The 12,835-nt window shown below is 63.0% G+C and carries 8 protein-coding genes and 1 pseudogene; 1 reads left to right on the forward strand and 8 read right to left on the reverse strand.

The window, feature by feature from the left end:
• Positions 1-39: 39 nt before the first annotated feature.
• Positions 40-825 carry a CSS-motif domain-containing protein gene (locus tag B2790_RS15195; RefSeq protein ID WP_286919127.1) on the reverse strand — a complete coding sequence of 262 codons (786 nt, stop codon included), beginning with the start codon at positions 823-825 and terminating at the stop codon, positions 40-42.
• Between the two features lie 133 nt (positions 826-958).
• Positions 959-1,639 (reverse strand): type 1 glutamine amidotransferase domain-containing protein, encoded by a 681-nt coding sequence (locus B2790_RS15200; protein WP_286919128.1) that lies wholly within the window; start codon positions 1,637-1,639, stop codon positions 959-961.
• 174 nt (positions 1,640-1,813) lie between these two features.
• Between B2790_RS15200 and B2790_RS15205 the strand changes: the two genes are divergently transcribed.
• Positions 1,814-3,880, forward strand: a complete 2,067-nt coding sequence (locus B2790_RS15205) for an ATP-binding protein (RefSeq protein ID WP_274079194.1) — start codon at positions 1,814-1,816, stop codon at positions 3,878-3,880.
• A gap of 6 nt (positions 3,881-3,886) precedes the next feature.
• Here B2790_RS15205 and B2790_RS15210 read toward each other — a convergent pair whose 3' ends face one another.
• The 6 genes and pseudogenes from B2790_RS15210 to B2790_RS15235 all read right to left on the reverse strand — a co-directional run bounded on the left by B2790_RS15210 (position 3,887) and on the right by B2790_RS15235 (position 12,833).
• On the reverse strand, positions 3,887-5,503 hold the full coding sequence (locus B2790_RS15210) for a response regulator (RefSeq protein ID WP_286919129.1): 1,617 nt from the start codon (positions 5,501-5,503) through the stop codon (positions 3,887-3,889).
• A gap of 80 nt (positions 5,504-5,583) precedes the next feature.
• Complete coding sequence (locus tag B2790_RS15215) at positions 5,584-6,639, reverse strand: tetratricopeptide repeat protein (RefSeq protein WP_286919130.1); 1,056 nt, start codon at positions 6,637-6,639, stop codon at positions 5,584-5,586.
• Positions 6,640-6,946: 307 nt separating this feature from the next.
• Positions 6,947-7,231, reverse strand: coding sequence for a helix-turn-helix domain-containing protein (locus tag B2790_RS15220; RefSeq protein ID WP_003260206.1), 285 nt, complete (start codon positions 7,229-7,231; stop codon positions 6,947-6,949).
• A 13-nt stretch (positions 7,232-7,244) separates the two neighbouring features.
• Positions 7,245-7,560: pseudogene (locus B2790_RS15225) on the reverse strand (type II toxin-antitoxin system RelE/ParE family toxin).
• 681 nt (positions 7,561-8,241) lie between these two features.
• Entirely contained in the window at positions 8,242-9,657 is a 1,416-nt protein-coding gene (locus B2790_RS15230) for an efflux transporter outer membrane subunit (RefSeq protein WP_025339325.1), read from the reverse strand.
• Entirely contained in the window at positions 9,654-12,833 is a 3,180-nt protein-coding gene (locus B2790_RS15235) for an efflux RND transporter permease subunit (protein ID WP_025339324.1), read from the reverse strand. Before B2790_RS15235 ends, B2790_RS15230 begins: the two co-directional genes overlap by 4 nt.
• Positions 12,834-12,835: the final 2 nt, after the last annotated feature.

The following is a 12,835-nucleotide window of genomic DNA, read 5'->3' on the forward strand; positions in this document are numbered from 1 at the left end:
CCCCGAGAGTACCGCCGTCACGATTCGATGGCGGCGGTATCAACCCTTCTTCTTGCCCGAAATGGTCAGGCCCAGGTACATGATGAACATGCTGGCGACCCCGACCAGTACCAGCGAGGGCAGCACCTGGTGCAGGGATAGGCGAAACTCCTGGGCGGCGTACCCTTTTGGATAGCCGCCGATCACCATGTAGCCATATTTCTGGGATACCGTTCGCTCGGTGAATTCGGCCTGGGAGGGGCGTCGTGCGTCGCGGCTGTCTCCCTCGCTCCAGATATACAGGTCGTTGAACTCCAGAAGCAATGTCAGGCCGTCCTGGAAAGCACGCAGTTCGTCACGCAACTGCCGACCGTATGCTGTCGCGATTATCCCGGGGTCGCTGTGCGGTCTCTGGATCTTGATGATCGCCGCGTTAGGCGACGATGGCGCGTCGAATGCCAGCTCCGTCTGCCGTCCGGACAGGGAAAAAGCCGAGATATATGCCAACGGGTCCATGTCCGTCGCACAATAGGCTTGTTGGTCGCGGGTGAGTATCAATGAGCGAAGATGTGGGCTGTTGGCGACTCTCTGCTCCAGCGTACCGAGCACTTCGTCACAGGGCTTGCCTGCCAATGGCAGGATCATGTCCAGATCGGCTTCCATGCGGCCCAATGCCTGGTCGATGCTGAAAACCGCCTCTTGAACAGAAACCTTGGCATTCTCCTCAAGTTTTCTTTCCAACTGATAGTTCATCATCAGTAACCCGGATAGCACCGGTATTGCGCCGATGGACAATATCAGCAGTAGTTTCCGCCAGTTGATGCCGACACTCGGTATTGCTGCCATAGGACCGCCGCTCCGTTGAACCTTGCTGTTCGGGTTGAACAGGTCAGCGCTGATCCTATGTGCTTGATGACGCCCCCGGCTGTAGGCCAAAAGTGTTGCAGTTTTACAGAAAAGCAGAACCTCGTTGTCGGCTTTACTTCAGCTTAGCGAGCACTTTTTCGGCCAGTAGTGCCGTGGAGGCCGGGTTCTGCCCGGTGATCAGACGATCATCGGACACGACGAACGGCTGCCACGGGTCATCATGCTTGATGTAGTTGCCGCCGCGCGCGCCCAGCTCGTTTTCCGTCAGGAAGGGGACCACCTTGTCCAGTTCGACCAGTTTCTCCTCGGTATTGGAGAAGCCGGTCACCTGACGGTCCTTGAGCAACAGGCTGTTGTCGCTGAGCTTGATGTTCAGCAGCCCGACAACGCCATGGCAGACCGCTGCGACTATGCCCTTGTTCTCGTAGACCCGGCGTGCCAGGTCTTGCAGCGGCTGGTTGTCGGGAAAGTCATACATCACCCCGTGCCCGCCGGTGTAATAGATGACGCGGTACTCTTCTGCCTTTATCTGGCCAGGGCTCAAGGTGTTGCCCAGGCGGGTCATGAAGCGCTTGTCGTCATACCACTGCCAGTCCAGGTCGGGGGCCATTTGCAGGCTATGCGGGTCGACGGGTACGTAGCCGCCCAGCGGGCTGACATAATCGACCGTATAACCGGCTTTCTCGACTTTTTCGACAAAGTGCACGGCTTCCCCCAGCCACAACCCGGTCGCCCGCTTGAGGGTCGGATACTTGGCTGTATTGGTCAGCACCACCAGCATTTTCTTGCTCATGAGCACGCTCCCGTCGGCAACCTGAATGGGCCGTTGCTCCCTGGCCCGAGGGAAAACCTAATGAGCATAGCTCTCAGGTGCAAGTACGCCATATTGCGTGGCGTGTGTTGTGCTACCGTGAACCACATTCACGGGGCGCCCGTACTTTTCCTGAACCATGCTGGAGTCACGATAGTGGTCGAAAATGGTACGCCGCGCGAGCCTGCGTCGCCGGTCATTCTGCAGGCGCCTGTGCTGGCACCGATCGACCCCATGGGCGAACGGATTGCACAGTTCGACTGGGGGCGCACATCGCTCGGGCCGCTGCCGCGCTGGCCGGCCTCGTTGCGCATTGCCGTCGACATGATGCACTTGTCACCGTTCCCGTGTGCCGTGGTCTGGGGGCCAGACCTCAACGTTGTCCACAATGCTGGCTACCGGGCGTTGCGACCGGTTGCCCCGGATGCATTGGGCATGGCCTTCGATGCGCTTTGGAGCGATGTATGGCCGGCGATGGGGCCGTGGGTGTTCAAGGCGCTCGAAGGGCACTCGAGTTTTGTCGAGGACCCACCACTGCCTGTTGGCTGCGGCGAAGGCGGGGAGCCGTTGTGGTATGCGTTCGGCTACACACCGTTGCGCGATGAACTGGGCAACGTGGCAGGTTTTCTGCACGCGGTGATCGAGACCACGGCCAGCGTTGAGGCGCACAGCCACTGGCGCGAGCAGGCGCAAGGCTTCGAGCAGCAGGTCGAGCGACACCTGGTGGAGCGTGAGCAGTTCTGGCAGTTGTCGCGTGATGCGATGATGACGGTTACGCCCGAGCTGAAGGTGCATGCCGCCAACCCCGCCTGGTACCGCATTCTGGGCTGGGCCGAGGAGCAGGTACAGGGTGTTCCGGTATTGGACCTGGTACATCCGGCTGATCGCGCCGAGGTTGAGGTGGCCGTTTCCGGGTGCCTGCAATACCACAATGCCGAGCAGATAGAGACGCGCCTGCGTCACTGCGATGGCCATTACCACTGTTTTCGCTGGAGTGCGCGGTTCGATGGCAGCCTGCTGACTGCCGTTGGCCGGGACATCACCGAGGAGCGTGAGGAGGCCGCGCGTCAATCCGAAGCCCTGATGCGCAACAACGAACGCCTGGAAGTGGTTGGCCAGTTGGCCGGGGGCATGGGCCATGAACTGAACAACTTGTTGTCCGGCATCGGCGGCAGCCTGGAGTTGCTGCAACGGCGTCTGCAGGAAGGACGGCTGGAGCGCGTGGAGACCTATGTCGAGGTGGCGCGTGATTCGGTGCAGCGTGCCATGGAGCTGACCCATCGCTTGCTGGCGTTTTCCCGTCATCAACCTTTGGCGCCCAGGCCGCTGGATTTCAACCGGCAATTGCGCTTGAGCGAACCACTGCTGCGCAGCACGCTGGGCGCCGAGATGCGTTTGCACTGGCAGCTGGATGTCACGCCGTGGGCGGTGAACCTTGATGTTTCCCAGCTTGAAAATGCCTTGATCAATCTTTGCACCAACGCCCGCGAAGCGTGCCTGGATCGCGGCAATGTCACGCTGCGCAGTGTCAACCAGCGGCTGACGACGTGTTTCCCGGACGAGGGCGGCCTGCCGCCAGGCGACTACGTTGCCTTGCATGTGGAGGATGATGGCCGCGGCATGCCGGCGGTGGACATTGCCAGGGCCTTTGAACCGTTCTTCACCACCAAGCCGGTCGGGCGTGGCTCAGGGCTTGGCTTGTCGATGGTGTATGGGTTTGTCGGCCAGTCGGGGGGCTACGCCTGGATCGAGTCGGAGCCGAACCAGGGCACCAAGGTCTGCATGCTTTTCCCAAGGTGCCATGACCCGGTGCCCGAGGCGCCCGCGCCGGTGCAGCGCTCGCAACGCATGGCCGGGGGGCAGCGCCTGTTGCTGGTCGATGACGAGCTCGGTTTGCGTGCGGTGATGCGCGAGTACCTGACCGAGCGTGGTTTCGAGGTCATTGATGTGGGCGACGCCAATAGTGCGCTGGAGCGCTTCCGCCATGACGGCCCGTTCGACCTGGTCATCACCGACATCGGCTTGCCAGGTGGTTTCAGTGGCCGCCAGGTGGCCAAGGCCATGCGCATGCAGCTGCCGTTGCAGAAGATCCTGTTCATCACCGGCTATGCGGGTCAGCCGATCGAAGCGCAGTTGCTCGAGCAGCCGGGCACGGCATTGATGAACAAGCCGTTCGCGCTGGCGGACCTGGTGGATGAGGCGCTACGCATGCTGGAGGAGTGAAGCGGTTCAGGGCTTGCCCAGTATCTGGGTCACCTGGGCCTGCAGTTGCTTCAGCTCGAAGGGCTTGCAGATCAGGTGCATGCCCGCCTCCAGGAAACCCTCGCGGGCCATGGCCGTTTCCGCATAGCCGGTGATGAACAGTACTGGCAAGCGTGGCCGCAGGTTGCGTGCAATCTCGGCCAACTGGCGGCCATTCATGCCGGGCAAGCCGACATCGCTGACCAGCAGATCCACCGGTTGTGTCGAACGCAGAACCTTCAGGCCCTCGTTGGCGTCGGCGGCACTGTGGCAGGCGAAGCCATCCTCGCGCAGGGCCTGGCATAGCAATTGGCGTACATGCGGGTCGTCCTCGACCACCAGCACGTGATGGCCCTGGTAGCCTCGCACGGGCTGCACGGGGTTGACCGGTGCCTGGTCCTGGTCGACATGGCGCGGCAGGTACAGGTCCACCCGGGTGCCTTGGCCGATCTGGCTGTGCAGGGTGACATGGCCGTGGGATTGCTTGCTGAAGCCGTACACCATCGACAGGCCCAGGCCGATGCCCTGGCCGATCGCCTTGGTGCTGAAGAACGGCTCGAAGACATGCTCCAGCGTGCTTTGCGCCATGCCCTGGCCGTCATCGACAATTCGCAGGCGTACATAGTCGCCGGCGCACAGGGCACCGCCGGGGAATTGCCCGGCGCCGATGTGCTGGTTACTTGCCTCGATGCGCAGCTGGCCGCCACTGGGCATGGCTTCGCAGGCATTGAGCAGCACGTTGTCGAGGGCTTCCTGCAACTGCTGGTCATCGGCTTCGACCGACCACAGGTCCTTGGCGATTTGCACGTGCAGGTTCACGGCCGGGCTCAGGCAAGCCTTCAGGCGCTTGGCCTGGAGCAGGTCGTGCAGGTCGACCTGCTGGCTGTGCAGCGATTGCCGGGAAGAGAAAGCCAGCAGGCGGTGGGTCAGGCGGGCGGCGCGTGACACCGCCTCGCGGCCCATGCGCAGCACGTTGTCCAGGCCATCGCTGCGGCCCTGGCGCAAGCGCCGGTCGATCAGCTCGAAGCTGCCGCCAATGCTGGTGAGCAGGTTGTTGAAGTCATGGGCGACCCCCCCGGCCAGTTGGCCGATGGCCTCCATCTTGCGCGTCTGGTGGCGGGCGAACTCGCTGCGCTGCTGGTCTTCGCCGGAAGGCGTGGCCTGGGCGTCAAGGCGTTGCTGCAGGTCATGCAGCTGGTCGCGCGCCAGGTACTGCCGGCGCCGGTTGCGAAGGGCGGACTGGGTCGTGTGCAGCAGCTGGGCGTTTTCGAACGGTGTGGCCAGCAGGACAAGGTTGCCCACCGGGTGGTTGGTCGAGCCCTCGGCCGCTTGGCTCCCTTGACCGAGCAGCACGATGGGCAGGTCCGACCAGCACGGTTGCTGGTCGATAAATGCCTGCAGCAACGCGCTTGGGCCCTGTTTGAACACTTGCTCGGCAATGATCGCCAGGCCCGCGCCTTCGGCCAGGCAGGCTTGCAGGTTGGCCAGGTCGACCGCGCACAGGCTGTCGATGCCCGCAGAAGCGAGCAGGCGAGCGGTATCCGCGGCTATTGGCGGGGGCGCCAGGATCACTGCACGTTCGTCCAGCGCCAACGAACTGGCCAAAACGACTCTCCTGCAGGGTGGTCTGATATCCACTGGACCTTGGGCACAGCCCCAGGGTTCAACAAATTTTCGGACGTTGCCTACAGGCCCTGTTGCAGCACGGGGTCGTCCGGGTTCTGCCGCTCCAGTTCGGCCAGCAGTACCTGCACGTTCTGCAACTGGCCGGTTTCCTTCCAGTACTGGATCAGCAACACCCGTGCCCGGCGATTGGCCGGCTGGCGGCTGAGCACGGTTTCCAGTTGCTTTTGCGCGGCGTCGAGTTGTTCCAGTTCATGCAGGGTGACCGCCAGTGTATAGCGGTAGTCGGCGTTGTCCGGGTCCAGCTCGACCGCGCGGGACAAGGCCAGCAAGGCGTATTCGCGCTGCTCGTGACGGTTCAGCCAGAGCCCCAGTTCGTACTGCAGAAAGGCTGAGTCGGGGCTCAGCGCCAGGGCTTTGCCCAGTACCTGACGCGAGGCGTCGTGATGGCCCTGGCGTTCCAGCAGGCGTACCTGGGTCGCCAGTGCGTCGAGGTTGCCTGGCGCTACCGTCAGGGCCCGTTGCAGGGCTGTGGCGGCCAGGGTGTAGTCGTTTTCGTGCAGGTACAGGCGCGCCAGGTGGACCTGGGCGTCTGCGTCTTCGGGTTGTTGCTCCAGGGCCTGCTGGTATTGCTCCAGGGCGACCTGCAGCGGGCCGAAATACAGGCCGATGTCATCCGGGGCAAGGCCGAGCAGGGCATCTACCGCGGCAAAGCGTACGCTTTGCTCGTCGTCATCCAACAGCGGGCCGAGTACCAGGCTGCGCTGCGCCGCTGGCAGCAGGCGGCGGATGCCGGCAATGGCTGCACGGCGCACCAGCGGGTCGGCATGTTCCAGGTCCTGGCGGGCGAGTTTCAGGGCCAGGGGCGAGGGGTAGTTGGGCAGCTCGGCATACAAGGCCGCTCGGCGGATGGGCGGCAGATCGGTGCGCTGCAATTGTTGGTACAGCACCCGTGCAGCGCCGGGTTGGCCCTCATGGGCCTGGCGCAGGGCCTTGGCGTAGCTGTGCGCGGGCAGGGTTGGCGGGGCTGGCGGAGTGTCGCGCCACAGGTAGCCGAACAGGGCCGATACCAGGATCAACAGCAGCAGGGCGATCAGGTAGCGGTTGCGTCTGGGCATCGGACGATCCGTGGCGGCGGGAAGGGCAGAGCTTGGGCTAGCTGGGGGGTAAATGCAACCAGGTGCCTGTCTCGACATTTTCTGCGCCTGTGAGACCGATCGCCGCCCGCGCGGCGCATCGCCGGCAAGCCAGCTCCCACATCTGTTTCGGGCCAGTCTCTTCTGTGCCTGGCGCGCGCGACCCCTTGTTTGTACGACACGATATCGAAGGTAGCGCTTGGTTTCAGGTTCGGAAATGTCTTACGACGCCTCAGTTCGGTGCGGGTTGAAAACGGCAAGGCCTGGCCCTCATGGTCCAGCCACCGATTCAGGCGAGCTTTTCCTTCACCGTGAAATCCACTTCCAGATCGGCATTGGCCAGCAGATTTACCAAGGCATCCAGGGAAAACTTGTCAATCTTCCCATTCAACAGCTCACTCAAGCGCGGTTGAGTGACATGTAGCCGACGCGCCGCATCCTTCTGAGGTAGATCCCAGGCACGCACCGTCTTGACCAAAATCCGCATCAACTGCGAGCGCAGCCGAAGGTTGTCGGCCTCTTCTGGCGTATCAGCCAACGCGTCCCATACAGATGCCGAGCGTTCATTCGCCATTGTTGATCACCTCTCAGTCCAGCGACTTGAAACGGGCTTTCGCCACATCAATATCGCGCTTATCCGTCTTTTCAGTTGTCTTGCGGAATGCATGCAGCTTCCGGGCGGTTCACAACATAGAACACGCGAAAAGCACCGTCTTTACACTTGATGCGGATCTCCCGCACACCCCGCCCCACATTCTCCATCGACTTCCAGTCGGTAGGTTCTTCACCGGACTGGATCAAGTCCAGCTGATACCCAGCCCGCTGCCTCGCCACTGGTGGAAACCTGCGCACATCATCCTTGCTGCCGCCTACCCATTCGATAGGCTTCTGACCGTCCCACATGCCGCATACCCCTTCGCCATCGCTCCAATCGCCAGCTGCGCTTGCGCCTCATGCCTCACCCGTGTGTTTGGTCATGCCGCTGCACCTTTCTGGCGTACATGGCAATGCACAGATTCCAGGAGCCTGCACACAAATTATATCGATACCGATATAACATCAAGCCTGTAAATGTCCATTATCGACACCGACTAAAACAGAAAGGAATGGGCAACAGAAGTGAGGCAAATCACCTGAAAAGGCGAGCCGAGGACATTAAACCTGGTGTGCTTCCCAGCCAAGACAGCACCTTCCGACAGGTGCTGTAGGATAATTCGACAGGGCCTTCGAACTGAAGCATTTGGTTTCTGGTTCGGAAATGTCTTACAGCTCTAGAACCTAGGCGAGGGCTTTGCCCTCGATCGCCAGCAAGCCAGCTCCTACATGGTCCGCACCAACTTCAAGGCATGCACAAGCAAGCTTCCACAGGTGAACCACAGGTCACAAAAGCGGTGGAGTACCTGTGGGAGCTGGCTTGCCGGCGATGCGCCGCGCGGGCGGCGCTCGGTCTCATAGGCGCTGAAGATTCAGAGGCATGCACCCTGCACACACCCTCAATCAGCATAAAAAAGCCCCGCAGACCAAGGCCTGCAGGGCAAACGGTTGGGGGAGGAGCCAACCAAAGGAGTCGTTGAAACGGGTGTATCAGCGCGCGCTGGCTACAGTCTCCGGTTGCCAGCCGCCGCCCAGGGCCTTGTAGATGGAGACGATGCCGCGGTACAGCTCGACCTCGCCCTGGGCTTGTGCATCTTCGGCGCTCAGCCGCTCACGCTCGGCATCGAGCAGCACCAGGTAGTCCACCGTACCCTCGCGATAACGAATCGAGGCCAGTTCCGCCGCCTTGCGGCTGGCATCGCTCTGGCGCATCAGCGACAGCAGCCGCTGCTGGGTCTTGTCGTAGTCGCTGAAGGCGTTGGCCGATTCTTCCAGGGCCAGCAACACCTGCTGTTCATAGTTGGCCAGTGCCCCTTCGGCATCGGCCTTGGCACCGCGCAGGCGGGCGCGCACGCTGCCCAGGTCGAAGGCCGCCCAGGTGATGCTCGGGCCCAGCGCCCAGGCATTGGCTGCCGAGGAGCCGATCTGCGAGCCACGGGCAGCAGTAAAGCCGAGGAAGCCGCTGAGGCTGACGCGGGGGAACAGGTCGGCCGTGGCCACGCCGACGTTGGCGGTGGCAGCCGCCAGCTGGCGTTCGGCGCTGCGGATGTCCGGGCGGCGGCGCAGCAGTTCTCCCGGGTCACCCACCGGTAGCGCCTTGGCGATGGCCGGCAGGGCCTTGGGCGACAGGTCGACACTGAGCGCCTCGGGGCGCTGGCCGAGCAGGGTGGCGATGCGATGCCGGGCCCGCGCCTGTTCAGCCTGCAGTTGCGGCACGGTGGCTTCGACCCCGGCCAGGCGCGCGTCGGCCCGTACCACGTCAAGGTCGTTGCCCACGCCGGCATCGCGCAGGGTTTCGGTGATGGCCCGCGATTCCTGCTGGGTCTTGAGGTTGGCCAGGGCGATCTTCTCGCGCAACTGCGCGCCGCGCAGCTGGCCGTAGGCATCGACCAGCTCGGCGATCAGGCTGACCTGCAACTGCTGCAGGTCGGCCGCGGCTACCGCTTCCTGGGCTTCGCTGGCTTCGATCTGGCGCTGGATGCGGCCGAACAGGTCAAGCTCCCAGGCCATGTCCAGGCCCAGGTCGTAGCGCTCGCTGTTCACCCGTTGCGTGGTCTGGCCGGGGATCTGGCCCTTGCCGAGGTCGCTGCTGGCGCGGCTGGTGACCACCGGGAACTGATCGTTCTCGGCGTCTTCACGGATCGAACGGGCCGACTTCAGGCGGGCGAAGGCCACGCGCAGGTCACGGTTGCCATCCAGCGATGCCTGCACCAGCTGGTTCAGCACCGGGTCGTCGAACTGCTTCCACCACAGGCTTTCGAAACGGCTACGGTCGTAGGCCTTGGCCTGTACATCGCTGGCCAGCTGCGCGGGCTCGGTGGCCGGCGCCTGGTAGTCCGGGCCTACCGCGCAGGCCGCCAGGGCCAGCGCCAGCAGGCTCGGGGTCAAGGGTTTGAGCAGGTTCATGCATGGCTCTCCAGCGAGTGGGCGCGTTCGGCCTTGCGGGCCTGGCGACGCTCGACGAAACGGCGAATCAGGAAGAAGAACACCGGGGTCAGGAACAAGCCGAACACGGTCACGCCGATCATCCCCGAGAACACCGCCACACCCATGGCATGGCGCATTTCAGAACCTGCACCGGAGCTGAACACCAGTGGAACCACACCCATGATGAAGGCGATCGAGGTCATCAGGATCGGCCGCAGGCGCAGGCGGCAGGCTTCCAGTACCGCTGCCAGCGGGTCGAGCCCCTTGGCCTGTTCGTCCTTGGCGAACTCGACGATCAGGATCGCGTTCTTGCACGCCAGGCCCACCAGTACGATCAGGCCGATCTGGGTGAAGATGTTGTTGTCACCACCCGACACGATCACCCCGGTGATGGCCGACAGCAGGGTCATCGGCACGATCAGGATCACCGCCAGCGGCAGGCTCCAGCTTTCGTACTGGGCGGCAAGCACCAGGAATGCCAGCAGTACGCACAGCGGGAACACGAACAGCGCAGTGTTGCCCGAGAGGATCTGCTGGTAGGTCAGGTCGGTCCACTCGAAGGTCATGCCGTTGGGCAGTTCCTCTTTCAGCAGCTTCTCGATTGCAGCTTCGGCCTGGCCGGAGCTGTAGCCTGGTGCCGCGGCGCCGTTGATCTCGGCGGTGATGAAACCGTTGTAGTGCATCACCCGGTCAGGCCCGGAGGTGTCGCTGACCTTGAGGAAGGTCGCCAGCGGGATCATCTCGCCGAGGTTGTTGCGCACCTTCAGTTGGCCGATCTGCTCGGCATCGAGGCGGAACTGCTGTTCGGCCTGGACGTTGACCTGGTAGGTACGGCCAAAGCGGTTGAAGTCGTTGGTGTACAGCGAGCCCAGGTAGACCTGCAGGGTGTCGAAGATATCGGTGATCGCCACGCCGTGGGTCTTGGCCTTTTCCCGGTCGATGGCGGCATCGACCTGCGGCACGTTGACCTGGTAGCTGGTGAACAGGCCCGCCAGTTCCGGCACGTTGTGGCTCTTGGCGATGATGTTCTGGGTTTCCTTGTACAGCGCCTCGTAGCCCAGGTTGCCACGGTCTTCGATCTGCAGGCGGAAGCCGCCGATGGTGCCCAGGCCTTGTACCGGCGGTGGCGGGAAGATCGCGATGTAGGCGTCCTGGATGTCGGCGAACTGGGCATTCAGCGCAGCAGCGATGGCCGCCGCCGACTGGCTCGGGTCCTTGCGCTCGTCGAACGGCTTGAGCGGGGTGAACACGATGCCGCTGTTCGGGCTGTTGGTGAAACCGTTGATCGACAGGCCTGGGAAGGCTACCGAGTCGGCCACGCCAGGCTGCTTCAGGGCGATTTCGCTCATGCGCTTGATCACCGCTTCGGTGCGGTCGAGGCTGGCCGCGTCAGGCAACTGGGCGAACGCCACCAGGTACTGCTTGTCCTGGGCCGGTACGAAACCGGTCGGGGTGGACGAGAAGCCCAGGTAGGTCAGGCCCATCAGGCCGGCATACACGAACAGGGCGATGCCGCTGGAGCGGATGACCCGACGCACGCCGCCGACGTAGCGGTTGGAAGCACGGTCGAAGAAGCGGTTGAACGGGGCGAACAGCCAGCTGCCCAGCAGTTTTTCCAGGAACCGCGAGAAACGGTCCTTGGGCGCATGGTGGTCCTTCAGCAGCACGGCAGCCAGGGCCGGCGACAGGGTCAGCGAGTTGAATGCCGAGATCACCGTGGAAATGGCGATGGTCAGGGCGAACTGCTTGTAGAACTGCCCGGTCAGGCCGGAAATGAACGCGGCAGGCACGAACACGGCGCACAGCACCAGGGCGGTGGCGATGATCGGCCCGGTCACTTCGCCCATGGCCTTTTGCGTGGCCTCCAGCGGTTTCAGGCCCAGGCCGATGTTGCGTTCGACGTTTTCCACCACGACGATGGCGTCGTCCACCACGATACCAATGGCCAGGACCAGGCCGAACAATGACAGCGCGTTGAGCGAGAAGCCGAACAGGTGCATCACGGCAAAGGTACCGATCAGCGATACCGGCACGGCCATCAGCGGGATGATCGAGGCACGCCAGGTCTGCAGGAACAGGATGACGACCAGCACCACCAGCACCAGCGCTTCGAACAGGGTGTGCACCACGGCTTCGATGGAACCACGGACGAACACGGTCGGGTCATAGACGATGCTGTAGTCCATGCCCTCGGGGAAGTCCTTCTTCAGCTCGGCCATCTTCGCCCGCACTTCGTCGGAGATCTCGATGGCGTTGGAGCCTGGACGCTGGAAGATCGGGATGGCCACCGCCGGCTGGTTGTTCAGCAGCGAACGCAGGGCGTACTGGCTGGAGCCGAGTTCGACCCGGGCGATGTCCTTCAGGCGGGTGATTTCGCCATCAGCACCGGCGCGGATGATGATGTTCTCGAACTCTTCCTCATTGACCAGACGACCCTGGGTGTTGATCGACAGCTGGAAGCTGGTCGAACCCGGGGCGGGTGGTGCGCCCAGCTGGCCGGCGGCCACCTGGCGGTTCTGTTCGCGGATCGCAGCCACCACATCACTGGCGGTGAGGTTGCGCGAAGCGGTCTTGTTCGGGTCCAGCCACACGCGCAGCGAGTAGTCGCCCATGCCGAACAGCTGCACATCGCCCACGCCGCCCAGGCGCGCCAGCTCGTCCTTGATGTTGAGGATGGCGTAGTTGGACAGGTAGAGCATGTCGTAGCGGTTGTCCGGCGAGGTCAGGTGCACGACCATGGTCAGGTCGGGCGAGGCCTTGTCGACGGTGATACCGATGCGGGTCACTTCCTCTGGCAGCTTGGGCTGGGTACGGGTGACGCGGTTCTGCACCTGCACCTGGGCGTTGTCCAGGTCGGTGCCCAGGGCGAAGGTGATGGTCAGCGTCAGCTTGCCGTCAGCGGTGGACTGGGAGGACATGTACAGCATGTTCTCCACGCCGGTAATCGCCTGCTCCAGTGGCGCGGCGACGGTTTCGCCGATGACCTTGGGGTTGGCGCCGGGGAAGTTGGCGCGCACCACCACGGTGGGCGGCACCACTTCGGGGTATTCGCTGATCGGCAGCTGGAACAGCGAGATCGAACCCGCGATCAGCAGCACCAGCGACAGCACCGCGGCGAAGATTGGCCGGGTAATGAAGAATTTCGAGAAGTTCATCG

This window comes from Pseudomonas sp. UBA6753, from assembly GCF_002453565.1.
GTDB classification, from domain to species: Bacteria; Pseudomonadota; Gammaproteobacteria; order Pseudomonadales; family Pseudomonadaceae; genus Aquipseudomonas; species Aquipseudomonas putida_Z.